A 22,333-nucleotide genomic window follows, 5' to 3' on the forward strand; every position below is an offset into this window, starting at 1 on the left:
ATATTTTTTAAAAAGTAAAAAATGATATTATAAATGCGAGTAACTGAAAAAGGGGAAAGAAAAATGAAACAATATGTCATTTGTCAGGTTATTGATGGAATCAAGTATTTAGCTGCCTATGCAGAAACGAGACAAGAAGCGATTGAAAAAGCTGAATTATTAGGGTTAAGAACAGGGGAACGCTACGTTGTTGTTACTGCTGAAGAAGCGGTGGGGTTACAGTATCCTTAAAAAAGCTACCATTTTGGTAGCTTTTTTAAGAGGTTTAAAGTTAGTCATAATATCTTAAATTTTATTTATAATTAAAACTTAGTATTAAAATAGATGATTGTTGATACTTTCTTAATGACCGAAAAAAATATAAAAAAGGAAAAATCATGCAACTTTTTAGCGCGTTCATTCGTGTTATATATGAAAGGAGGAGGGGGATGGAAATTGAAGAAATATATAAGGTTTATATAAACGATGTGTACCGGTATTTATTTTCCCTTTCTCGTAGCCATCACGTAGCGGAGGACTTGATGCAGGAGACTTTTTATCGGGCGTATCTTTATCTAGAAGATTATGAAAACCAACAGGTAAAATCATGGCTGTTTAAAGTGGCATATCATACGTTTATTGATTTTGTGAGGAAAGAGAAAAAAATAGCTTTTGTAGGAACGGAGGAATTAGAGACAATACAAGCAGGTGAATCTACAGAAGAGTATGTAGTCGCAAAAAATAGTTATGAAAAATTAATTCAGATTATTCATACTTTACCAGTGATAGAGGCACAAGCTATTTTATTATGCGACGTACATCAATTAACGTACGAAGAGGGTGCTTCTGTATTAGATTTAAAGTTAAACACGTATAAAAGTCACATCTTTCGCGGGAGAAAGAGATTACAACAATTGTTAAAGGAGGAAAAGAGTCAAAATGACAAATGATAAGCCTCATTCTGAACAAGAAGATTATAAAGACTTGCTACAAGAAGCTCTTCAGCAAAAAACGGCTTCTCTTCCTGAGGGAAAACAGGAGCAAGTGTTGAAAAGAGGAAAAAAACGAGCTCGTCTTACTAATGTTTTGATTGTATTTACTTTTTTATTACTTATTCAACCTATTTTATATGTATCTACACTCGCATACTATGTATTGGCACCAACAAACGTAATGGAGATACGGAATGTAGTAAAACAAACGCTAAGTGTAACGGAACCAAATGTATTTATGAAGGAAAGAGACATGGAGCAAACATTGTTACCGCTTAGTTTACAACTGAATTTTGATTTGTATAAAAGGGTAGGAAAGAAAGATGTTCGAATAGGAGAAGAGAAAACATATTACTTATTAAGTAAAGCAACGAAAGTAAGCCGTGAATATACAACAGATGAAAAAATTCCAGAAATTCAATATATAGATAATGAAGTATTTTCTCATCCTAATAATTATAATGTGTCCTATAATAGTAGTGAAGAAGCGCAGATACTAAAAGGTCTTCCGCAAGAATCTGTTGTAGAAGCATTTGTATCTTTTAGAGAATTACTAAGTATACAAGAGGTAAAGAACATGTTTCCTAATATTGATATTGTTTGGTATGCGGTGAATACAGGGCTAGAGGAGAAGCAAAAAAATGATGAGGGTGTGTATGTTGCCCCGATTGGTTTTCCAGCAGATATGATTTCAAGTCCAAATGGCCCATTTTTAAGTGAAACACCTCATGAGGAACAATTTATTGGTGTGTTAAAGTCATTACAGAAGCATGAAAATTTAGCGGTGAAGCTATCTAGAGCGAAAACATTAGAGCTATCAAAGCGTATTCCTTTCCTTGAAAAAAACGGAATCAAAACATACGGGGCAGTTGTAACTGGACCTAAAGGAGAAGTTGAAAAATTGATGAGCCATGAAAAAGTTAGAAAATTGAAAGTAGGTGAAGCGAGATTATGGAATTGGCATTCTTAAAGAAAAGAAAGAGTCATATTTATAAACAAGAAACGTGGATGGGGATTATTTCATTAATTATTGCCTTTCTAGCGTTATTGTATTTGAACATTACATTGCTTATTCAAGAAACATTTTTAGGTGAAGGTTTTCTACAAATAGTTGGAGCTGGATTGTTGTGTTCAGTCATAGGTATGATTACAAAAAGTAAAAGTCGAAAATATGCATTGTGGGCATGTAGTTTATTTATCTTTATGTTATTGTTTGCTATAGTAGGATATATGTTAGGATGGATGATAAGTTTTACGCCGTAAACATGTAAAAAAGAGTGAATCTTAAGTTCACTCTTTTTATTTTAAAATGCACAGAATGAAAATGAGTAAGAGAAGAAATTATTAAATTTGCAGAGCGCTATGCATCTAGACTTTGGTTTTGTTGATTTGTTTTTCGAACTCGATTTCCGCACCGATATTGATTCACATATCTTTTGAAATTCCAAGACTTTAAAAATTTCTCGGCAGCGTTAAAACCAGACTGATAGAGCCATTCTTTCTCAGCGGTAGTTAATTGAAATTTTGTGCTCGTAATGCTTCCGGTTGGAATTGTAATGGTGCGCGCTTTTGTTTCTTTGTCTAGATGACGTAAATCGTGTGCCTGCATCATTGTTTTAAATAAACCTTTGAACATAGAAATAGGTTCTTCATAAAGGACAGGTTCAGCTTGAATTTTATCTTTTACAAAATGAAATCCAAAAGTAGGCCAGCTTGGGATGGAATTGCAATCAAAGATCCATATTGGATAATTGCTCAAAATACCTCCATCAACCATATAGCAAGGTTGTTTCCATTTAGGTGTTTTCCATTTTATTGGTTCAAAATAAAACGGAATGGTACTGCTCATTTTGACTGCTTTTGCAATAGAAAAATCGTGATTTGTAAATCCATAGTTTGGTAAATCATCGGGGAAAATAACCATTTTTCCATTGCTAATATCTGAAGCGATGATTTTTAAATTTTGTGGATTAGACAAGTCACTAAAATGATGGATTCCTTTTTTTTGTAGGAGGTCTTCTAACCATTTTTCTAAAAAGTCATTTGAATAAATCCCTAATTTCGTCCATGCGCTTAAAGCTTTTCCTACAAAAGGGATTTTATCAAGTAAAGTTTTTTTTGTGAATTGATGGTAATCCATGTTACTTATAATGTCCTTTAGTTCTGTACATGAGTAACCGGCTGCTAGAAGAGCTGCAATGATAGCACCGGCTGATGTCCCGGCTACACGCTTCAATTCATAGCCTTGTTTTTCTAAGGCACAAACCGCCCCAACATGTGCAATTCCACGAACACCGCCGCCTTCAAAAACTCCATCAATTTTCATAAGAATATTCCTTTCAAAGATTGGATTTGTTATGTAGTAAAAAAGCACGTCATTCACGTGCTTTTTTACAATAGTTGTTCAAGTGTACTTAGCAACCGATGAAGCCGCCCCAGCAGCTAGCTCCAATGATGATTAGAAGGATAAATAAAACGATTAATAAAGCGAAGCCACCGTAACCGCAACCTCCACCGCCATATCCATAACCACCACAACCGTATCCGTAACCCATGTGGAATGCCTCCTTATCATAAAAGTTGGAATGAAGCAGAATGAGCAATGTGAGGATCTACTAGAAGAGATGATGAAATATTTTGTTTGTAGGAACACTGTATACTATGCTGTTTTAAACTTATTCGCGTCCTAGAGATAAGCCCGTTTTTGATTTGTTTTCATTTTTCGTGATGAATGTTGTACAATGTTTGTGTGAAGATACCAATAAGTACATGATGTAAGGAGAATTTATGAAAAAACAAATTGAGTCGTTAATTGATAAATATGAGTTGGCACATTTAAAACAGGAACTAATAGATACTATATTTCCTTGTATAAAAGTGGTTCCTAAGCAGATGGATATACTTCCAATTGGTAGCTCTAAAATGGGCGGAGTTCCTGATGTGCCGGTTTCATTCGAATATCCAACCTACGAAGGGAATTCATTAGATTTTATTGCACAATTAAATTTAACTGATTTACAAGATATGGGTATGAATCACAATCTTCCTGAGAAGGGGATGTTATATTTCTTTTATTACGGCAATCATTTTGAGGAAGAGATAAATCAGCACGAGGCTGGATGTGTTCTGTATTGCGATGTCTCAACTGAACAATTACAAAGAATGGATGGAAATCTAGCGAAATTTACACAATGTGAAATTTTATTTGAACTTACATATAAGTTGCCAGAGCTCTTTATTGAAGACGAAGAAGATTCGGATCGTTTTCTGCAGTTACTTGAGGAATTAATCCCAGATCATTATGATAACCATCAATTATTGGGTGAACCTTTCTCCGTTCAAGAAGAAGTGTTTCAAGAAGCTGGAGAATGCATTGGTACGAATGTTAACAATATAACACTCTTATTCCAAGTCGATTCTGATTATCAAAACTGTAATATGATGTGGGGAGATTTAGGAATGTTATATTTCTGTATTGATAATGATGATTTGAAACATCATCGGTTTGAAAATACATGCGTTTTATTACAGACTTGTTAGAAAGAATCAGTAGTTACTTCTAATGGAAGAACTGCTGGTTCTTTTATATTTTCTGAAATATTATCGAAATTCCCTTTAATAATAGTAAAATAGCAATTAATAAATATGTATAATCTCATATTTTCTTTTTGAAAAAGTATTGTATACTTTAAAGATATATGGACATTTCTTTCATATGATTTAAATAGAAGGATGTGACTAGATGAGATGAAAAGACAAAACAAATATATAACAACTGTTGCACTATGTTCAACGATTTTGATTGGTGGTTTACAAGTTCCAGCGGTATCTTACGCGGCTACAAACTCAAAAGTTGCTGTTACGCAAACAGATGCTAAACTCTTAGAAGGTTTCCGCAAAGAATTAAAAAAACATATTGATAATGGCGAAGAAAATATTACAATTACGTATAAAACAAAAGCCAAAAATGGCAGGGAAGTACTGGATACGCTCTATAAAGAGTATACGAAGATAGTAGATAAAGATGAGTACTTAAAATATAATGTAGCGGGCACAAAGTATTCCATAAGAGGGATACCAGGAAACTATACATTTACATTAAAAATTACATATCGTGAATCAAAAGAACAAACCCAATATGTGAAAAAACAAGTTAAGTCAATCATAAATTCTACCTTGAAGCCTGGTATGGATGAGCATGAAAAGGTGAAAGCTATACATGATTACGTTGTGAAACATGTTTCATATGATACGTCTTATAAGGCTTATACTGCATATGAAGCGTTAGTAAATCGTTCAGCCGTTTGCCAAGGATATACATTATTAACCTATCAATTATTACAAGAAGCAGGTATTCAATCGCATATTGTAACAGGGAAAGGGAATGGGCAGGCACATGCATGGAACTTAGTAAAGATTGAGAATAAGTGGTATCATATCGATACCACATTCGATGATCCAGTTCCAGATAAAGCAGGGCGTGTTACGTATTCGTATTATAATATATCTGATGAGCAGTTAGGAAAGGATCATGAATGGGATCGAAGTAAGTATCCAAAAGCATCAACTAATTACTATAACGAATTAACAGATAAAATAAAAACAGGTACTCCTAAAGCAGTAGTGTACAAAAAAATGCTAAAGGATACGAACTTAATTTATCTGTCGTCGCAATACGGGGCTGAAAATTATAATGAATTTAAAGTGAAATTGCAGAAGCAATTTACTGCAAAGCCAACAAAAGTAGAAATGCGTTATAAACAGTCGATGGATGGAACGATGCAAGATATAAAAAAAGTATTAAATGAAATTTCTTGGCCAATAGGGGCGAAGCGAGTTTCATACCAAGTTGCGCCGTATAGTGCGATGGCAGGTTATTCATTAGCAACAATCACATTTACGTATTAATAAAAAAGAGCATCTATAACAGGTGCTCTTTTTGTATTTGTGTGTGGATTGTTCGTGATGATTGGAAAGGAATAGCTTATAGTTAGAATATGGTAAAATTATCAAAAACAAAAGGTGGGAGTGCTGAATGTCTTTGTTTGAAAATGATGTATTTGCAATCGCTTACCTATGTGTGATAATCGGACTAATTGTTATATTTTGTATCTCATTTACTTTGTTTGTAAAAAGGCTAGTATTAAGAGCTTCTGTAAACAAAACTCGTTCTAGAAGTATAGAAGAAAAAATTGATAGAATAATTGAATTGCTTGAAAGGGAGAAAAAATAACCATAGATGTTTTGGGGAGGAAGAAAGTGGCTAATTATATTAAAGAAATACGTGAAAAAGTAGGACACGACTATATTATTTTAAATTTTGCAGGGGGATGCGTCTTTAATGAGAAGGGCGAAGTACTATTACAAAAAAGAGGTGATAATGAGGGTTGGGGATTTCCTGGCGGAGCGATGGAAATTGGTGAATCGGCTGAAGAAACAGCAATTCGAGAAATAAAAGAAGAGACGGGATATATTGTAAAAATTGATGGGTTTATTGGTGTATATACGAAATATTTTCATACATATCCAAATGGAGATCAGGCACAGACAATTGGAATGTTCTTTAAATGCTCTATCATTGGCGGAAGTAAAAAGATAGACGGAGAAGAGACTTTGGATTTGAAGTTCTTTTCGTTAGATCAAATGCCAACTTTATTTAATGAACAACATCGAGATTGTTTAGATGATATTTCGGAGGGGAGAGTGGCTGTATATCGTTAAGGGACTGTAAAAGGATAGTGTTAGTGATGAGACATTAATGCTTCAAAAATCTAGAAAAAGAAGCCAATATAAACTGGCTTCTCTTGTCTTTTGATGATTATTTCCACCAATTATCAAACATCGATGCTGGTACTTGTCGTTTATGTTCGCTTATTGTATAACGTTTTTCAATTTTTTCTGCTACATCCGCCGTAACTGTTTTTCCTTCTAAGTAATCATCAAGTTGATCATATGTAATACCTAATTCCGTTTCATCCGCTTGTCCTGGTTTTTCATCTAATAAATCTGCTGTTGGCATTTTCAAGTAAAGGCGTTCTTCGGCACCTAATTCTTGTAATACAGCTTTTCCTTGACGTTTTGTTAAGCCTGTAAGCGGTAGAAGGTCAGCGCCACCATCTCCGAATTTTGTAAAGAAACCTGTTACAGCTTCAGCAGCATGGTCTGTCCCGATAACGAGTAAACCTTGTTGACCGCCAATTGCATATTGTGTGACCATACGAAGGCGAGCTTTGACATTTCCTTTATTAAAGTCTGTTAACGATTCGCCTAATAGGTCTTTATATTGGTTAGAAAATGCATCGACAGCCGGAGCGATATCAAAAGCAATAGATTGATCTGGTTTAATAAATTGAAGTGCTAATTGTGCATCATCTTCATCTTTTTGTACTTTATATGGAAGACGTACAGCAATGAATGTTACATTGCCTCCTTCATTGCGAATTTCTTCAACTGCAAGCTGTGCTAGTCGACCGGCAAGTGTTGAATCTTGTCCACCACTAATACCAAGTACGAATCCTTTTGCACCCGTTTTTCTCAAATAGTCTTTTAAGAAGTCAATTCGTTTACGAATTTCTGCTTTCGGGTCAATTACAGGTTGAACATGTAGTGCTTTCATAATTTGTTCTTGTAATGTCATTATATTTTCCTCCTATTCATATAGAACGAGCGATAAGTATATATGTACTGATTCATAAATCTCCATTCTTATTATTTCGCAAAATTAACGAATATACAATAGGTTGAAGGTATGAATATGAATGTAGTTATTATAAAGAAACCACTTCGTTTAATCAATTTTTCTGTAACCTTTCAAAAATGTAAGGTTTTTGTCATTTGAATCGATGGCATGTATTTCCGCGCTTTATTATGATAGCGATAAAGTGATTGAAAGGGCGGAGAAACAATATGAATATTAGGGAATTAGCGTTTCGTAATGTAACGCGAAACAGACGAACATATTCAGCATATTTTTTAAGTAGTGCATTTGCAATTATGGCCTTTTTTGTTTATTCATTTTTTGCATTTCATCCAGCATTAAGTGCTAGTCAGTTAGGTCAATATGTATTTGTAAGTATGTCGTTTGCACAAGTTATTATTTATCTTTTTACTTTTTTCTTTATTTTATATTCAATGGGAATGTTTTTGAAAACAAGAAAGCGTGAATTAGGAATTTTGATGATGTTAGGCATGACGAAATTTCAATTAAAGCGTCTTATCTTTTTTGAAAATGTGATAATTGGGATTGCGGCTATTATTACGGGGATTATTTGTGGAATGATATTTTCAGGGGTAATGGTTGTAGTAGCGCCTTTATTATTAAAGGTGGATTTGTCTCTCTCATACTATGTGCCAACGACAGCAATTGTTGTAACAAGCTCGATGTTTTTTATCTTATTTATTATCATTTCTTTCTTTAGTGCAGGATTAATTCGTAAAAATCAAATTATGAAACTATTTAGAGGTTCGGTAAAAGCAAAACCTGAACCAAAAGCATCTATTATTTCTTCAGTATTAGCTGTATTATTGCTTAGTGCGGGATATGTAGGTGCGCTAACCTCGCATGGTGCTATGGTATTTATTATGCTTATTCCTGTAACGACAGTTGTTACTATTGGAACATATTTATTATATAAGCAACTTAGCGTATTTATTATTCGATCATGCAAGAAGAGTAAACGGTTTTTTTGGAAAAGAACAAATATTATTACTCTCTCAGATTTAGCATATCGTATGAGAGATAACGCGCGAATGTTCTTTATTGTTACGATTATTTCCACTGTAGCATTTTCAGCTATTGGTACATTAGTAGGTTTTGCTTCTATGACAAAAGGAATCATGGAGCAACCAATTGCATTTCAGTATCACTCTAAACAAGGAAATGAAAATGAATCACAGCATGTACAAACTATTGAGCAAACATTGAAGAAACATCATATATCTGCTGAAAGAATGGAGATTGTATCAAAGCAAACCGAAAATCAATCATTAAGAGATGCGACGTTTGTGAGAGAATCTGATTATAAAAAGTATGCAAAGTTAACTGGGGAGCGGGTGGAGATATTAACTGAAAACGCAGTACTATTTTTATCGATAGAAATACCTGGTCCACCGAAAAAAGAGAGAACAACAATTGAATTACCGAATGATAACAAATCGTTGCAAGTGAAAAAAGTAAACTCATCTTCTCTTGGTAGAGTACTTACTGGAAATATATATGTAGTTTCAGAAGCCCAATATAATTTATTGCCAGATGGATTTAAAGAAGTAAAAGATTATTTGTATAAAACAAAGGAAACAAAAAATGAAATAGAAGCTGGAAAAGAACTTACAAATCAAATAAAACCTTATCAAGAACATTCACGATTTAGTGCGGCAGAATATGATGAAAATCAAGCTTTACAATTTGCTGGACCTATCTTTTTTGTAGGATTCTTTATTGGTATTGTATTCTTTGTTTGTGCAGGTAGTTTTCTATACTTCCGTCTGTTCTCTGACTTAGAAGATGACCAACGTTTATTTGATTCCATTCGAAAAATAGGGTTAACAAGCGGTGAGTTAGCAAAAGTAGTAACAATTCGATTGGCATTATTATTCTTTGTTCCAATTAGTGTTGCAACATTACATGGTGTGGTTGCATTAACCGCTTTAGGGCAAATGTTTGAGTATTCGCTTGTAAAAGAAAATTCGATTGTATTAAGTATCTTTGTAGGGATTCAAATTACGTACTTTATCTTGATTCGATCACGTTATTTAAAGCAATTGAAAGAAAGATTACGAATGAGTTAATATATAGTAGTTCATACAAATCTCCTAATACATGATGTTGGGAGATTTTTGTTTTTGTGAGAATACGTGAAAGGCGTTTTTTTATATTGAGAAAAAATTATGAAGCAGGAAAATAGGAGCGGGAAAACGAATGTTATCAATAAGTGTAAGCGCATTCACATGGAGAGATTAATATATTTTTAGGAGGGATTAAGATGAATAGTAGTACGGCCAATAAACAAAAAGGTATTCAATTAATTCCGTTTACGGTAGATAAAGTAGTTGAGCAAGTAAACGAAATTCCACCAGGTGTACAACTGATTCATGCTCCTGAGGTTTGGGAAAAGAGTGTAAAAGGACAAGATATTGTCGTGGCAGTATTAGATACAGGCTGTGATATGAATCATGTAGATTTAAAAAATCGAATTATTGGTGGGAGAAACTTCACTGAGGATTATGAAGGCAACCCCAATATTTATCTTGATAATAATGGGCATGGTACTCACGTTGCAGGAACAATTGCAGCAACAGAAAATGGGGTTGGTGTTCTAGGTGTTGCACCGCTTGCTAAATTACTAGTATTAAAAGTGTTGTCTGGGGACGGTTCTGGGAACTATCAACATATTATTGAGGCAATTGATTATGCAGTGCGCTGGAGAGGACCTAACCAAGAACGAGTACGAATCATTTCAATGTCACTTGGAGGACCACAAGATGTTCCAGAGTTACATGAAGTTATACAACACGCAGTGAAACAAGATGTGCTTGTTGTATGTGCTGCAGGAAATAATGGAGATTGCAGCGATAAAACGGAAGAATTAGACTTTCCAGGAGCTTATTCAGAAGTAATTGAAGTAGGAGCTGTAAATTTAGAAAGGAAACTTGCTTGCTTTAGTAATTCAAATCAAGAAATTGATTTAGTTGCACCAGGGGAAGGGATCCTCTCTACTTATCCAGAAGGAAAATATGCAGTATTAAGCGGAACATCGATGGCAACGCCACACATTGCTGGAGCATTAGCACTGCTTATTAAGCAATGTGAGAGAGAGTATGATAGAAAGTTAACAGAGCCAGAAATTTATGCACAGCTTATTAAACGCACTGTACCTTTAGGGTATGAGCGAACATCAGAAGGAAATGGATTAATAGATTTGTTAAAAGAATAGTTGTTACTAAAAAACATCTCATATTGATATGAGATGTTTTTTAGTACGGTTCTGTTGCCTGCAAGACAGTATCTAATAATCCGGGAAATCTAGTATTTAAATCTTCTGTTCGAATAGAAACAAAGCGTTGCGTACCTTCTAGACGAGTGTACATAACACCAGATTCACGTAAAACTTTAAAATGATGGGATAAGATTGATTTTGCTACAGGAATATTTAGTGAACCACATGATTGTTCATTACTAGTGTTTAGAAAAAGTGAACGATATATGAAGAAAGGAGTAGGAGAAAAGCAGGGGGCTTTTTCTTAAAGCTATAAAATTTGAAATAAACAAAAAAGCACTGTTTTAGACACATTACTAAAACAGTGCTTTTCGTTTAGATTGAACAGTTGCAGCATTTTCATCCTCTATTCCTGCTTCTTCAATAATTCGTTTTTTTGCTTTATCTAATAGGTGATTGACTTTTTCACCAAAATGGTTAGCTTCATGTTTTGTGCGGGCTGCTCGTAAACATTTATAGTTTTCTACCAGTTCCCCTTTTTCAGAGTCGGTTAAGAAATCTTCTATTTTCTTTTTTGGCATACGAAACACCCTTTCTTCTGACAAACGACGCAATTCAGAAATATTTTTATACATTATAACAATAATTTTAAAATGAAGTATATATTAACGTCGTAATAATTTGTCAATTTCTTGAATTTTCTCATCCGCTTTTCCGATTTGAGTATTCTTTGCTTGTTCACCACCAAGAGCTTGGTGAAGTAAAAAAGTTTGACCAGAGATGGCAGTAACAATAGAAACCTTCACAATTTCTTTTACTGTTGTTGCATCGAATAAAACAAGTCCAAGTAGTGCAGCAAGACTACCTGTTAAAATATCAGTGAAAAAACCAAGATGGAAAAATGTTTTTAAGCGGCGTGGAAGCAATAACTTACCTTGGTTATTGATAAGATGGGAAACGAAACCAGTAACACCACCAATGAGAACAGCAGATAGCCATTGATACATCTCCATCAAATCCACTCCTTTTAGTATATAAAATTCGGATTCCGCTGTATGGATTCCTTTTTCAATTCCATATACAAATATTGAGAAAATTTGGTTTGGCTATATGTATGTTCAAATTCGTTATAACAGAAAATTTTGATATATTTCAGTCTATTACATAACATTAGTTTTCATTATTATAAATATAGAGAAGGGGGATAAGAACATGAAAATAGATTACCGAATAAGAAGTGTAGAGGATTATACGCCTAATATTGGGCAGCTTGTTAGTATGCTTAAGCATACAAGAGCGGTTACATTGCAAGAAATAAAAGATTTACCAGTAGAACATTTAGATTTCTTCTTAATCGATGATGGAAATTCTATCGGTGCGTTGCTAAAACATATTGCTGCGATAGAAAAGGTTCATCAGCTTATTTCTTTTCAAAATCGTGATTTGACAAAAGAAGAACTGAAAATATGGGAGGATGCTCTTTTTTTAGGAGAGTTCGGCAGAAACATTTGTGGACATAACATACAATATTACATACAAATTTTAAATGAAATTAGGAAAGAGTCTCTACAATATTTAAAAGAAAAAGATGATGACTGGTTAATGTCAGAAGGAAGATGGGAAAACGGAGTTATATATAATCAGTACTATTTATGGTTCCACGTATTAGAGGATGAGATTAGCCATCGTGGACAAATAAGAACGATAAAAAAGTATATAACTGAAAATTTAGTAAAATAAAGTAGCTTTTCAAAATAATATTACATATAATGAGATTAACTAAAATAAGAACGGAGTGATGTATTATGGTGATGACTTATATGAATGTAACAGCAGATACAAAGGTGGACGGAGAAGGCAGTACTTTGTAAAGAGCGCATAATCCTTCCATTAGGCTCAAAATAGGGAGGATATAAACTTGAATAAAATTTATTTAGAATTATTTGGATGGGATTCTTTTTTTGAAGAGGAGTCTTTAGAGGGATTTGCAGTAGGACGTATTTTATTAGAACATAAACATATGTATCGAATTATGTGCGAAGATGGTGAGTATATCGCTGAGTTGTCTGGGAAATTTCGTCATGAAGCATTGGTTAAAAGTGATTATCCAGCAGTTGGCGATTGGGTGCATATAAAGAAAATGGAAGAGGAAAATAAAGCGATTATTCATAGTGTTTTTCCAAGAAGGAGTTCTTTTTCTAGACAAGCAGCTGGAGATAAAACTGCTGAACAAATCGTCGCGGCAAATGTTGATTATCTGTTTCTAGTAAACGCACTTAACCATGACTTTAATGTAAGAAGAATTGAACGATATTTATTGTTAGCTTATGAAAGTGGGGCAATGCCTGTAATTGTTTTAACGAAAAGTGATCTTTGCGGTGATTTGGAACAAAAGGTATTGGAAACAGAAGCTGTAGCAATTGGCGTTCCCATCTTTGTAGTTGATAGTTTGCAACAAATTGGAGTTGAGTCATTGCGACAGTTTGTAGCTCCAGGAAAGACGATTGCCTTAGTGGGTTCTTCTGGGGTAGGGAAATCAACTTTACTAAATGCATTAATTGGAAGCGAAGTTGCAAAAACAGGTGATGTTCGAGAAGAGGATAGTAAAGGGCGCCACACTACGACTCATCGTGAGCTATTTCGATTACCGAGTGGTGGTTTAGTGATTGATACACCAGGAATGAGGGAGTTACAACTGTGGGAAGGAAGCGAGGCCATCCATGCGACATTTTCTGATATTGAAGAATTAGCAAAAGATTGCCGTTTTCGAAATTGTGACCATGAAAATGAACCTGGATGTGCAGTTCAATCCGCCATTGAAGAAGGGATTTTAGCAGTGCACCGCTTGAGAAATTATAAAAAACTACAAAAAGAAATTGCATACGCGATGAGAAAACAAGATCCGGTACTTGCACGTGCTGAACGAGGGAAATGGAAAAAGATGAAGAAACAGAATCGGAAAAAATAGAATAGGAAATAGGACAGGAAACCAAAAGTTGATAAAATATTTTTGGTTTTTTGTTGTTTGTAAGTAGAAAATAGAAAATTATCGTCGAAAAATAAAGGGATTTGTTGTATACGTGTATAATTGTTGTAAAGTAGAACTATGTATAAAGGAGAAGATTATGGGAGTGTACTGGGGAAAAAAAAGACATTCTTGGCTTAGCTATGCCTCATTTTGGTTAAGTATTTCATTTTTTCTTATCTTTTTAATTGAAGTGTTTGTAATCAGAACGCTTTTTAATAGCTCGGGTGGTGCAATGCAATTTATTAAATATTTTTATTTCATATTTGTGCCATTAAATATCATTATTAGTTTAAGACTATTGTTTAAAAAGAATGAAAAGAAAACATTACCAATTTTTAGTTTTATTGTATCATTACTCTTTGCAAGCTTAATAGTGGTATTAGCTTTAGCTGCGACAGGAAAAGTATTGTAATGAAAAACAGGGATGATAACGTCATCCCTGTTTTATTTTTGTGAATTTCGATTATAGTGGAAAAGTTATTAGGCAGATGAATAAGGAAAGAGGAGTGATATATGGTACAATATGCTTGATAGTGATAGAGAAAAAGGGTATACAAAATACTCATTGTTTTTTAGTAAGAGAGGGGTTATCTTATGCTATACGAGGATTTGATGTCATTATTTCAAGCTGCTCCAATCGAAGAGGGGGAAAATAGCTGGAAATATGTAATCCAAGAAAAAAATGGTCAGTATTCAATTGTCAATAGTGTATCAGCAGAACGTATGAGTGTAGAATTGTTTTTTAATGAATATGATGAATTACGAATTACTTTATATAAAGAGGGTCATCCAATTACAACTATACAACGAATAGCAATCTTAAAAACCGAGTTAGAAGAGGATGAAGACGGAGTCCAATTTGTATTAGAGCGTATGCCAAGCCGAATGATTCGGTTACAATTAAAACCATTTCTCGCAGTGGAAATGGGGCTATATTGGGAAGTCTGTGAAGATTGTGAGTGAAAAAGCATCCGTACATAACGGATGCTTTTTGCTATGTTTTTTCTAGTTGTTTATATGCGATTATTGGAAGTAGAATAATGCTCACCCATCCGATGATTGGATACAGGATGTGAAGAAGTTCACTGTAACCAATATAGCTAAAGGCATAACTAATTAATAAAATAAAATAAACAATATTGTTGCTTTTCCAACCAGTGATAGATTGCATTTGTTTTGTCATCCCAAATACATTTCCAACTAATGTGGTAAACACCTCTCCGAAAATAATAAGGACAAAGAAGAAATGAAAAGTAGCATTAAACCTTCTTACTACTTCAGCCATAGGAATGTTATATTGATAAAATTGGTCAACAGATAATATGGCTAAATGACTACATAATAAAATAAAGCATAGTCCAGCTCCTCCTAAAATTCCGCCCCATAGGATAGCTTTTGGATCTTTTACTTCACTTGCTAGCGGTACGAGGACACTTTGGGCGAGAGAAAGATTTAAGGCGACATATGTAAGTGGACTTGTTACCCATTTCATATTCCAGTCTTCTGTAGGAACAATGTTTAGGATAGGTGTTGTGCCATGAATAAAAGTTGTAATAGCAAGTCCGATAATGAAAATCATCATAATTGGTACGACAAGTGTATTTACTTCAAATACACCTTGCAATCCTCGGCTACCAATGATGATACATGCGATAACTGTAATGAAAATACCGAGTTGTCGTGGGAGACGAAGTTGTTCCTCGAATACAGCACCTGCACCTGATAACATAACACTTGTTACACCAAAAAGAACGAGTAATAACAAAGTGTTTATCACATTTCCAAATACATCACCAAACAAATATCTGTTAAATTCCTGAGCAGAAAATGCACCAATTTGTGAGGAAAGTAACATCATCTTTGTACCTAGCCAAATAAAAAAAATGCCACTAATGCATATTCCAATTGTGCCGTATAATCCGTTAATCGTAAAAAATTCAACAATTTCTCGTCCTGTTGCAAATCCAGCTCCGACGACAGTCCCAATATAAGTAGCAGCAACTTTTTTAGCCACTTGCCATTGCTGATTATCCATGCAATCCCTCTTTCTACTATGATGAGCTTGACCTATTATTATGTATATGTGTGAGTTTGGACAATTAGACATATGAAGTAAAAGAAAGAGGCATGGATTTTCAACGATAGGGAATGATTAAAGTTGTTGCAACTTTGTTACATATAAGCGGATGATTTGGACGAGTAGGGAATTTATGGTACAATAAGACTGTATTATCAAAAGAGAATAATTATAAAGTAATAAGAGGAGTGGATTGAATGAGTACAAAAACGAATGTTGTTGAAGTATTAAACAAGCAGGTAGCAAACTGGAATGTGTTATATGTAAAACTCCATAACTATCACTGGTATGTAACAGGTCCACACTTTTTTACATTACACGAAAAATTTGAGGAGTTTTATACAGAAGCAGCAACGTATATTGATGAACTAGCAGAGCGTATTTTGGCGTTAGAAGGAAAACCATTAGCAACAATGAAAGAGTATTTAGAAACATCGACAGTACATGAAGGTTCAAGTAAGGAATCAGCTGAAGAAATGGTCCAAGCATTAGTAAATGATTTTTCAGCGATTATTCAAGAGTTAAAAGAAGGTATGGAAGTAGCAGATGAGGCTGGAGACGAAACATCAGCAGATATGTTATTAGCTATTCATACAACATTAGAACAACATGTTTGGATGTTAAGTGCATTCTTAAAATAAGATATCAAAAACCTATTGAAAATTCTTTCAATAGGTTTTTTTATGATTTTTAAGCATTCTTTTTATGGTATAATATAGTAAAAAAGGAGGCGATGCAATGTTTCGCTTTTTCAAAAGTGGAAAAGAGGAGAGGTCAATTACGAAAGATGAATTAGAGCAAGCGATGGCTCAATTTCTTGAAAAAAATGCAAATATTGTTTATACAGTATTAGTCAATGAAGACTATACAGTGAATTATGATTTGTTAAAGCCGTATTTACCAGCATTTCCTACAAATACGTTCATTATAACGAAGGAAACGCTTGAGGTATTTGATCATACAGCAGAAAATTTGGAGCTTGTAAAAGAGATTGATCTTGTGCAAAGAGCAGTAGATCAATATGTGACAGAAAAAGAAATGTTTCCTATTGTAGAAGAAGATGAGAATCGTCTCATATGTGGATTGAAACTAGCACCATATCTAGATCGTGTATTAAAAAGAAATTTATATATTTCAGAGAAACATTATTTAGTTTCAAGTAAACCAGATAAGAGTAAAAAGAATATTGTTTAACATGAAAGCAACAATTTATATATTGTTGTCTTTTTTTGTTTATAAGAAATTTAAATGGAAATATATAATTCCGAATAGATTGATTAATCTGTCTAAAGGTGATTGAATAATAAGAGAGTAGCAGAAAAGAGTGATGTATAATGAAAAATTATCATCTAATTAACAAACGGTGTCCTAAGGATAGAGGAAGTCACTATTAATAGATAGGCAGACTATAATAGTACTCATCTGCCGAAACCTTAGGATGGTACAAAAGCTTTTAGCGAAGTTTATATTTTAAAAAAGTTACGGGAGGAAATGATGGATGAGTAACATCACTTATATTGGTTTGTTGAATGGAACTTTAGAATGTTATACAAAGAATGGTAGTTTAGAAGCGTATCAATATATTACAAAAAACGCTGATAAAGTAACTAGTGGTAATAAAGCTCAACTGTATAATTTTAAATATGCATTAGCAAGTGCATCAGGGCTTGAGAAAGAAGCTTTACATATAATGAAAGAAGCGATTATAGAAAATAAATTTTGGTATGGCTATGAGTATTTAATGACGGACGATGATTTGAAACCTCTCCATAAACATGAAGAATTTCATCAGATGGTTCAGCTTTGTAAAGAGAGGGAAGAAGTAGCAAAGAAGTCTGAACAAGTTCATTTGAAATTGATACAAGGAAATAGCGGTATTTATAACAATTTATTCATTTCATTGCATGGCGATCAAGAAAATATGAAGATAGCAGCACCATATTGGCAATCGGTTGTACCGCATGGTTATTTGTTAGCATTGCCGCAGTCTTCTCAAATTCAATTTTCAGAAGGTTATGTGTGGGATCATGTAGAAAAAGGGTCCCGTGAGTTAAAGGAACATTATGAAAGTATTATAGCGAACAATCATGGTGAGCTTGACCATACAATTATCGGGGGATTTTCTGCTGGTGCAAGGGTGGCGCTACATACAATATTAAAAGAAAATATAAAAGTAAAAGGATTTATTTTTGTAGCACCGTGGCTCCCTGAAGTTGAAGAGTGGGAAAAATTGCTGAACACATTAAAAGATAGAGGTATCAAAGGATATATTGTTTGTGGAGATCAGGATGAAGATTGCTTTGAATGTACACAGAAATTTGTGGCATTATTAAAAAAGAAAAATATAGCGTATAAATATAAAGTTATAGAAGGCTTAAAGCATGATTATCCAGAGAATTTTGAAGAAATCTTACAAGAAGCAATTAGATACATTGAGGATACAGATTTATAAAAAATTTAGGTAAAAAAAGAGTGCGTCATATAGGGTGATGCGGTGATGCACTCTTTTTTGTATATTATAAATGAAAAGCTTCTGCTAATAAACGATACGATTTTAATTTATCCTCAAATTGATGAGTGATGGTTACAATCATAAATTCTTCTGTGTTATATGCTTTACTCAATTCCATGATTTGTTTTTTTACTTGTGTCTGATCTCCAACGATCATACGTTGTCGATTTTCTTTGATGCGGAACAGGTCATAGGTACTATAAGGATAGTTTTGTGCTGTTTCAATGGAAGGAGTACCAGTTGTACGCTTTCCTTGTTCTAATAATAGAATTGATAAGTCTAGACTAGACACGATTTTTTCAGCTTCTTCAATTGTTTCTCCGCAAACAACAAAAATAGAAACAATTGATTTTGGTTTGTCTCCTAAGAAAGATGGCTGGAATTGTTCTTGATAAGCTTTCATAACTTCAGGGCCACCATAGCCGTTAATAAATTGAGCGAAGGCAAAAGCAGCTCCTTGTTTTGCTGCAATCATTGCACTTTCTCCACTGGATCCAAGCATCCATATTTCAGGTGCAGTAGGAATGACAGGTGAAGCTTTTAGATTGGCATATTGATGATTTTCAGGAACTTTATCATGTAGGTACATTGCCACATCTTGTACTTGTTCGGGATACTGATCGAGAGAAAGCATTTTTCCTTCTTGTAACGCGCGTGTTGCAATTGGCATACCGCCTGGTGCTCTACCTACGCCAAGGTCAATTCGATTCGGGTAAAGTGCCTCTAATACCCGGAAATTCTCAGCTACTTTGTATGAGCTATAGTGAGGAAGCATAACGCCGCCAGAGCCAATGCGGATATGATTTGTTTTCGCTGCAATATGAGATATGAGTACTTCAGGGCTTGAACCAGCTAAACTGACAGAATTATGATGTTCAGATACCCAAAAACGAGTAAATCCTAGTTTTTCTACTTCTTGAGCAAGTGTTACTGTATTGGAAAAAGCTTCAGTTGCTGTACTGCCATCAGAAATAGGTGATTGATCTAATACGCTTAATTTTATCATAGAATATACCTCTCTATCTTAATGTACATTCTATTATATATTTACTTACGAAAAATGCGTAAAGAAATGCTCAAAGAAAAAAGCGAATGTTTTCACATCCGCTTATTATGAGAAATTCCTCGTTCATAATGATTCATGTCCACTAAAGTTAAAATATAGTCGTAGTTATCGATCTCCATCTTAATTTGGTTTCGATCCTCTTCAGTTAAATTTACATTTAATAATTTTTTACATAATAGTTGTTTTTTCAATTCCAAATGTTTTTTTGTTTCAAGATAGTCGTAAGTACGTTTCATTTGAATCAATCCTTTCCTTACATTTCCTATCTATATTTTCATTATATGATAAGAAAGATCGAATGAGAGCAAATCTCTGTGAATTATTAGTGAATATTCAGAAATATGATGTGTTGTTCTACTATGCTCGTGAATACAATTCAGAGAATCACTGTTTTGTATTTTCTAAGTAAGGGGTGGAATGATGCGAGTGCATACACAATCCCATGTTGTAGCTGATGAGATGTTGAAAATTATTGATAAAGGACTACCGAAAACAGTAGAGCCAAAACAAATCATTATAATTGGTGCTGGAATGGCTGGTTTAGTATCAGCATCGTTACTTAAGAGTGCAGGACATCATGTGAAAATCTTAGAAGCGAATCACCGTATAGGAGGCCGAATTGAGACTATTAGAATGGAGGATACTGGGTTATATTTAGATGTTGGAGCAATGCGTATTCCTTATATTCATACACTAACGATGGCTTATATAAGAAAATTTGGGCTACAAGTAACTCCTTTTATTAATCGAAATGAGACAGATATTATTTATGTGAATGGTAGAAAAACAACATTAAGACAGTATGAAAAGACTCCTAGTGTATTACGTTATCCGGTAGCAATCAATGAGGAAGGAAAAACATCTGAGGAATTATTATTACTAGCAGTGCAGCCAATTATTGACTTCATTAAAAGAAATCCAGATAAAAACTGGGGAATTGTTGAAAAAGACTTTGGTAAGTATTCAACAGCACAGTTTTTAAAGTATCACCCTTATCAATATAATACGTACTTTTCACCAGTAACAATTGAGATGATTGGTGTACTTTTAGATTTAGAAGGATTTTTAGAAAGATCATTTGTTGAAACATTACGTTTTATATATATACTGCAGGAAGAAAGCGGTTTTTGTGAAATTACAGGGGGCAATGATCAACTACCGAAAGCATTTTTACCTCAGTTACAGGATGATATTATATACAATCAAAAATTGATGAAGCTTCATCAGCATGAAAAAGGAGTAACAGCTTATTGTAGGCATGAAGAAACGTTTGAATATAGTAGCATAACAGGTGATTTAGTTATTACGACAATTCCGTTTTCCACAATGCGCTTTGTGGAAATTGATCCTTTCGATTCTGTATCACATGAAAAGTGGAAAGCAATTCGTGAACTACATTATATGGCGGCTACGAAAATAGGAATTCAATTTAAAAGCCGTTTTTGGGAAGAACAGGGTCAATTAGGGGGGAGGATTATTACAGATTTACCAATCCGCTATGCGTATTATCCTAGTCATGGAATTGGTTCGAAGGGACCGGCTATGATGCTTGGGAGTTATACTTGGTCATATGATGCATTGTTATGGGATGGACAAACGAAAGGTGATCGTATTTATTATACATTACAAAACTTAGCAACTATATTAGGCGGTCAAGTATATGATGAATTTATATCAGGAGTATCCAAAAGTTGGACATTAGATCCATATGCATTAGGAGGATTTGCTATTTTTCAAGCTGGTCAAGAAACAGAACTGCAACCGGCGATTGTAAAACCAGAGGGGAAAATATATTTTGCAGGAGATCATACAACGCTTTATCATGGATGGATACAAGGAGCGATTGAGTCTGGAATACGTACAGCTGTAGAGGTGAATCAATTGAGATAGCGGGGATTATAGTGTTTATTTCTTTGAAAGGAGTGGCTTAGCAACGAAAAATGATGGAAGCAGAAAATAATTTTCAAGCTGAGATTGATTGGCTTTATAAATAATATTTGGGACAGGAATGATGGGAGAGGTATGTTATCTTAACGATTTTTTATAAGGTGAAGTATAGATGGTTAGAAAAATCAGAAAAAACATTTACTATATGATTAAGATTAAATATTATTATATATAAAAGAAAAATAAGGGGTGTTTGGAATGAATCCGTTATTACTTGATTTTCCTTCTGAATTTTACACAGACAGGCTTTTTGTTCGAATGCCGAAACCAGGGGATGGAAAAGCGGTCTATGAAGCTATCAATGCATCGATAGAAGAACTAAAACCGTGGATGGTGTTCGCTCAAAAGGAGCAAACAGAAAAAGAAATCGAAACGAGTATAAGAAGGTCACATATTCAATTTTTACAACGTGAAGATTTGAGATTACTAGTATTTTTAAAAGAAACTGGCGAATTTGTAGCCTCAGCTGGATTGCATCGTATTGATTGGGAAATACCAAAATTTGAAATTGGATATTGGATAGATTCTCGCTTTGGTGGAAAAGGCTATATGACAGAGGCGGCGAAAGGGATTATGGATTATGCTTTTTCAGAGTTAAAGGCAAACCGGGTAGAGATTCGCTGTGATTCACGAAATGTAAAAAGTAGAGCGATACCTGAGAGATTAGGTTTTAAATTAGAGGGTATTTTAGAAAGTAGCGGTGCAGCAGTAGATGGTAGCGGACTCAGGGATACATGTGTGTTTGCGATGACAAGAAACAAATATGAGAAAGCAGAGCTGTAATGTATTAGCTCTGC

At 34.1% G+C, this 22,333-nt stretch carries 27 protein-coding genes and 1 pseudogene; 19 read left to right on the forward strand and 9 right to left on the reverse strand.

Annotated features, from left to right (window positions below; translation table 11 throughout):
* Positions 1-63: 63 nt before the first annotated feature.
* The 4 genes from HRG09_RS19460 to HRG09_RS19475 all read left to right on the forward strand — a co-directional run bounded on the left by HRG09_RS19460 (position 64) and on the right by HRG09_RS19475 (position 2,234).
* A complete protein-coding gene (locus tag HRG09_RS19460) occupies positions 64-231 on the forward strand; it encodes a DUF3933 family protein (protein WP_174102521.1) in 168 nt (55 codons plus the stop codon).
* A 197-nt stretch (positions 232-428) separates the two neighbouring features.
* The gene (locus HRG09_RS19465) at positions 429-929 is read left to right on the forward strand and encodes a sigma-70 family RNA polymerase sigma factor (protein ID WP_174102522.1); all 501 of its coding nucleotides are present in this window, start codon (positions 429-431) and stop codon (positions 927-929) included.
* Complete coding sequence (locus HRG09_RS19470; protein WP_174102523.1) at positions 919-1,941, forward strand: anti-sigma factor; 1,023 nt, start codon at positions 919-921, stop codon at positions 1,939-1,941. The genes HRG09_RS19465 and HRG09_RS19470 overlap by 11 nt, the downstream gene beginning before the upstream one ends.
* Positions 1,923-2,234, forward strand: coding sequence for a hypothetical protein (locus HRG09_RS19475; protein WP_174102524.1), 312 nt, complete (start codon positions 1,923-1,925; stop codon positions 2,232-2,234). Before HRG09_RS19470 ends, HRG09_RS19475 begins: the two co-directional genes overlap by 19 nt.
* Positions 2,235-2,331: 97 nt before the next feature.
* Here HRG09_RS19475 and HRG09_RS19480 read toward each other — a convergent pair whose 3' ends face one another.
* Both HRG09_RS19480 and HRG09_RS19485 read right to left on the reverse strand, forming a co-directional pair.
* Positions 2,332-3,297 (reverse strand): patatin-like phospholipase family protein, encoded by a 966-nt coding sequence (locus tag HRG09_RS19480; RefSeq protein WP_174102525.1) that lies wholly within the window; start codon positions 3,295-3,297, stop codon positions 2,332-2,334.
* Positions 3,298-3,385: 88 nt separating this feature from the next.
* Positions 3,386-3,526: a YjcZ family sporulation protein gene (locus HRG09_RS19485; protein ID WP_000540417.1), complete on the reverse strand. Its 141-nt coding sequence runs from the start codon at positions 3,524-3,526 to the stop codon at positions 3,386-3,388.
* Positions 3,527-3,758: 232 nt separating this feature from the next.
* On the opposite strand from HRG09_RS19485, the gene HRG09_RS19490 reads away from it, so the two are divergent.
* The 4 genes from HRG09_RS19490 (at position 3,759) to HRG09_RS19505 (ending at position 6,692) form a co-directional block, all read left to right on the forward strand.
* Positions 3,759-4,511 carry a YwqG family protein gene (locus tag HRG09_RS19490; protein ID WP_174102526.1) on the forward strand — a complete coding sequence of 251 codons (753 nt, stop codon included), beginning with the start codon at positions 3,759-3,761 and terminating at the stop codon, positions 4,509-4,511.
* A gap of 207 nt (positions 4,512-4,718) precedes the next feature.
* Positions 4,719-5,879, forward strand: a complete 1,161-nt coding sequence (locus tag HRG09_RS19495; RefSeq protein ID WP_174102527.1) for a transglutaminase domain-containing protein — start codon at positions 4,719-4,721, stop codon at positions 5,877-5,879.
* 127 nt (positions 5,880-6,006) lie between these two features.
* Positions 6,007-6,204: a DUF4083 domain-containing protein gene (locus HRG09_RS19500; RefSeq protein WP_174102528.1), complete on the forward strand. Its 198-nt coding sequence runs from the start codon at positions 6,007-6,009 to the stop codon at positions 6,202-6,204.
* A gap of 26 nt (positions 6,205-6,230) precedes the next feature.
* The gene (locus HRG09_RS19505) at positions 6,231-6,692 is read left to right on the forward strand and encodes an NUDIX hydrolase (protein ID WP_174102529.1); all 462 of its coding nucleotides are present in this window, start codon (positions 6,231-6,233) and stop codon (positions 6,690-6,692) included.
* 97 nt (positions 6,693-6,789) lie between these two features.
* On the opposite strand, the gene nadE is transcribed toward HRG09_RS19505, so the two are convergent.
* Complete coding sequence (gene nadE, locus HRG09_RS19510; protein ID WP_174102530.1) at positions 6,790-7,608, reverse strand: ammonia-dependent NAD(+) synthetase; 819 nt, start codon at positions 7,606-7,608, stop codon at positions 6,790-6,792.
* A 269-nt stretch (positions 7,609-7,877) separates the two neighbouring features.
* Between nadE and HRG09_RS19515 the strand changes: the two genes are divergently transcribed.
* Both HRG09_RS19515 and HRG09_RS19520 read left to right on the forward strand, forming a co-directional pair.
* Positions 7,878-9,758: an FtsX-like permease family protein gene (locus HRG09_RS19515; RefSeq protein ID WP_174102531.1), complete on the forward strand. Its 1,881-nt coding sequence runs from the start codon at positions 7,878-7,880 to the stop codon at positions 9,756-9,758.
* 194 nt (positions 9,759-9,952) lie between these two features.
* Positions 9,953-10,903 carry a S8 family peptidase gene (locus tag HRG09_RS19520; RefSeq protein ID WP_174102532.1) on the forward strand — a complete coding sequence of 317 codons (951 nt, stop codon included), beginning with the start codon at positions 9,953-9,955 and terminating at the stop codon, positions 10,901-10,903.
* 40 nt (positions 10,904-10,943) lie between these two features.
* Here HRG09_RS19520 and HRG09_RS19525 read toward each other — a convergent pair.
* The 3 genes and pseudogenes from HRG09_RS19525 to HRG09_RS19535 all read right to left on the reverse strand — a co-directional run.
* Positions 10,944-11,144: pseudogene (locus HRG09_RS19525) on the reverse strand (ArsR/SmtB family transcription factor); the annotation flags it as partial.
* Between the two features lie 118 nt (positions 11,145-11,262).
* Entirely contained in the window at positions 11,263-11,487 is a 225-nt protein-coding gene (locus tag HRG09_RS19530) for a hypothetical protein (RefSeq protein WP_174102533.1), read from the reverse strand.
* A gap of 84 nt (positions 11,488-11,571) precedes the next feature.
* Positions 11,572-11,919 carry a DUF4257 domain-containing protein gene (locus tag HRG09_RS19535; protein WP_174102534.1) on the reverse strand — a complete coding sequence of 116 codons (348 nt, stop codon included), beginning with the start codon at positions 11,917-11,919 and terminating at the stop codon, positions 11,572-11,574.
* 199 nt (positions 11,920-12,118) lie between these two features.
* Between HRG09_RS19535 and HRG09_RS19540 the strand changes: the two genes are divergently transcribed.
* From HRG09_RS19540 to HRG09_RS19555, 4 genes are all read left to right on the forward strand, one after another.
* On the forward strand, positions 12,119-12,646 hold the full coding sequence (locus HRG09_RS19540; protein WP_174102535.1) for a DinB family protein: 528 nt from the start codon (positions 12,119-12,121) through the stop codon (positions 12,644-12,646).
* Positions 12,647-12,824: 178 nt separating this feature from the next.
* Positions 12,825-13,874: a ribosome small subunit-dependent GTPase A gene (gene rsgA, locus HRG09_RS19545; RefSeq protein ID WP_174102536.1), complete on the forward strand. Its 1,050-nt coding sequence runs from the start codon at positions 12,825-12,827 to the stop codon at positions 13,872-13,874.
* A 157-nt stretch (positions 13,875-14,031) separates the two neighbouring features.
* Positions 14,032-14,346, forward strand: coding sequence for a hypothetical protein (locus HRG09_RS19550; protein WP_174102537.1), 315 nt, complete (start codon positions 14,032-14,034; stop codon positions 14,344-14,346).
* A 182-nt stretch (positions 14,347-14,528) separates the two neighbouring features.
* The gene (locus HRG09_RS19555; protein ID WP_174102538.1) at positions 14,529-14,897 is read left to right on the forward strand and encodes a DUF3979 family protein; all 369 of its coding nucleotides are present in this window, start codon (positions 14,529-14,531) and stop codon (positions 14,895-14,897) included.
* A gap of 31 nt (positions 14,898-14,928) precedes the next feature.
* Here the strand turns inward: HRG09_RS19555 and HRG09_RS19560 are convergent, their stop codons facing one another.
* Complete coding sequence (locus HRG09_RS19560) at positions 14,929-15,969, reverse strand: YkvI family membrane protein (protein WP_174102539.1); 1,041 nt, start codon at positions 15,967-15,969, stop codon at positions 14,929-14,931.
* Between the two features lie 239 nt (positions 15,970-16,208).
* Here HRG09_RS19560 and HRG09_RS19565 point away from each other — a divergent pair, with 239 nt between their 5' ends.
* From HRG09_RS19565 to HRG09_RS19575, 3 genes are all read left to right on the forward strand, one after another.
* Complete coding sequence (locus HRG09_RS19565) at positions 16,209-16,652, forward strand: Dps family protein (protein WP_174102540.1); 444 nt, start codon at positions 16,209-16,211, stop codon at positions 16,650-16,652.
* A 97-nt stretch (positions 16,653-16,749) separates the two neighbouring features.
* On the forward strand, positions 16,750-17,205 hold the full coding sequence (locus HRG09_RS19570; RefSeq protein ID WP_174102541.1) for a DUF3939 domain-containing protein: 456 nt from the start codon (positions 16,750-16,752) through the stop codon (positions 17,203-17,205).
* Between the two features lie 304 nt (positions 17,206-17,509).
* Positions 17,510-18,463, forward strand: coding sequence for an alpha/beta hydrolase (locus HRG09_RS19575; RefSeq protein ID WP_174102542.1), 954 nt, complete (start codon positions 17,510-17,512; stop codon positions 18,461-18,463).
* Positions 18,464-18,527: 64 nt separating this feature from the next.
* On the opposite strand, the gene HRG09_RS19580 is transcribed toward HRG09_RS19575, so the two are convergent.
* Both HRG09_RS19580 and HRG09_RS19585 read right to left on the reverse strand, forming a co-directional pair.
* Complete coding sequence (locus tag HRG09_RS19580; RefSeq protein ID WP_174102543.1) at positions 18,528-19,529, reverse strand: LLM class flavin-dependent oxidoreductase; 1,002 nt, start codon at positions 19,527-19,529, stop codon at positions 18,528-18,530.
* A 92-nt stretch (positions 19,530-19,621) separates the two neighbouring features.
* Positions 19,622-19,825, reverse strand: coding sequence for a DUF3896 family protein (locus HRG09_RS19585; RefSeq protein WP_000831893.1), 204 nt, complete (start codon positions 19,823-19,825; stop codon positions 19,622-19,624).
* 184 nt (positions 19,826-20,009) lie between these two features.
* On the opposite strand from HRG09_RS19585, the gene HRG09_RS19590 reads away from it, so the two are divergent.
* Entirely contained in the window at positions 20,010-21,479 is a 1,470-nt protein-coding gene (locus HRG09_RS19590) for a flavin monoamine oxidase family protein (RefSeq protein WP_174102544.1), read from the forward strand.
* A 255-nt stretch (positions 21,480-21,734) separates the two neighbouring features.
* Complete coding sequence (locus HRG09_RS19595) at positions 21,735-22,319, forward strand: GNAT family N-acetyltransferase (RefSeq protein ID WP_174102545.1); 585 nt, start codon at positions 21,735-21,737, stop codon at positions 22,317-22,319.
* Positions 22,320-22,333: the final 14 nt, after the last annotated feature.

The organism is Bacillus sp. Xin1, assembly GCF_013314535.1.
Lineage (GTDB): Bacteria > Bacillota > Bacilli > Bacillales > Bacillaceae_G > Bacillus_A.

Bases quoted from the DNA above. Each gene is read 5' to 3' on its own strand.
- HRG09_RS19460 (WP_174102521.1), top strand. From the start codon at position 64: ATGAAACAATATGTCATTTGTCAGGTTATTGATGGAATCAAGTATTTA.
- HRG09_RS19595 (WP_174102545.1), top strand. From the start codon at position 21,735: ATGAATCCGTTATTACTTGATTTTCCTTCTGAATTTTACACAGACAGG.
- HRG09_RS19490 (WP_174102526.1), top strand. From the start codon at position 3,759: ATGAAAAAACAAATTGAGTCGTTAATTGATAAATATGAGTTGGCACAT.
- HRG09_RS19565 (WP_174102540.1), top strand. From the start codon at position 16,209: ATGAGTACAAAAACGAATGTTGTTGAAGTATTAAACAAGCAGGTAGCA.
- HRG09_RS19575 (WP_174102542.1), top strand. From the start codon at position 17,510: ATGAGTAACATCACTTATATTGGTTTGTTGAATGGAACTTTAGAATGT.
- nadE (WP_174102530.1), bottom strand. From the start codon at position 7,608: ATGACATTACAAGAACAAATTATGAAAGCACTACATGTTCAACCTGTA.
- HRG09_RS19535 (WP_174102534.1), bottom strand. From the start codon at position 11,919: ATGGAGATGTATCAATGGCTATCTGCTGTTCTCATTGGTGGTGTTACT.
- HRG09_RS19500 (WP_174102528.1), top strand. From the start codon at position 6,007: ATGTCTTTGTTTGAAAATGATGTATTTGCAATCGCTTACCTATGTGTG.
- HRG09_RS19580 (WP_174102543.1), bottom strand. From the start codon at position 19,529: ATGATAAAATTAAGCGTATTAGATCAATCACCTATTTCTGATGGCAGT.
- HRG09_RS19515 (WP_174102531.1), top strand. From the start codon at position 7,878: ATGAATATTAGGGAATTAGCGTTTCGTAATGTAACGCGAAACAGACGA.
- HRG09_RS19485 (WP_000540417.1), bottom strand. From the start codon at position 3,526: ATGGGTTACGGATACGGTTGTGGTGGTTATGGATATGGCGGTGGAGGT.
- HRG09_RS19555 (WP_174102538.1), top strand. From the start codon at position 14,529: ATGCTATACGAGGATTTGATGTCATTATTTCAAGCTGCTCCAATCGAA.
- HRG09_RS19590 (WP_174102544.1), top strand. From the start codon at position 20,010: ATGCGAGTGCATACACAATCCCATGTTGTAGCTGATGAGATGTTGAAA.
- HRG09_RS19570 (WP_174102541.1), top strand. From the start codon at position 16,750: ATGTTTCGCTTTTTCAAAAGTGGAAAAGAGGAGAGGTCAATTACGAAA.
- HRG09_RS19495 (WP_174102527.1), top strand. From the start codon at position 4,719: ATGAAAAGACAAAACAAATATATAACAACTGTTGCACTATGTTCAACG.
- HRG09_RS19465 (WP_174102522.1), top strand. From the start codon at position 429: ATGGAAATTGAAGAAATATATAAGGTTTATATAAACGATGTGTACCGG.
- HRG09_RS19475 (WP_174102524.1), top strand. From the start codon at position 1,923: ATGGAATTGGCATTCTTAAAGAAAAGAAAGAGTCATATTTATAAACAA.
- HRG09_RS19530 (WP_174102533.1), bottom strand. From the start codon at position 11,487: ATGCCAAAAAAGAAAATAGAAGATTTCTTAACCGACTCTGAAAAAGGG.
- HRG09_RS19585 (WP_000831893.1), bottom strand. From the start codon at position 19,825: ATGAAACGTACTTACGACTATCTTGAAACAAAAAAACATTTGGAATTG.
- HRG09_RS19540 (WP_174102535.1), top strand. From the start codon at position 12,119: ATGAAAATAGATTACCGAATAAGAAGTGTAGAGGATTATACGCCTAAT.
- HRG09_RS19550 (WP_174102537.1), top strand. From the start codon at position 14,032: ATGGGAGTGTACTGGGGAAAAAAAAGACATTCTTGGCTTAGCTATGCC.
- HRG09_RS19480 (WP_174102525.1), bottom strand. From the start codon at position 3,297: ATGAAAATTGATGGAGTTTTTGAAGGCGGCGGTGTTCGTGGAATTGCA.
- HRG09_RS19470 (WP_174102523.1), top strand. From the start codon at position 919: ATGACAAATGATAAGCCTCATTCTGAACAAGAAGATTATAAAGACTTG.
- HRG09_RS19560 (WP_174102539.1), bottom strand. From the start codon at position 15,969: ATGGATAATCAGCAATGGCAAGTGGCTAAAAAAGTTGCTGCTACTTAT.
- HRG09_RS19520 (WP_174102532.1), top strand. From the start codon at position 9,953: ATGAATAGTAGTACGGCCAATAAACAAAAAGGTATTCAATTAATTCCG.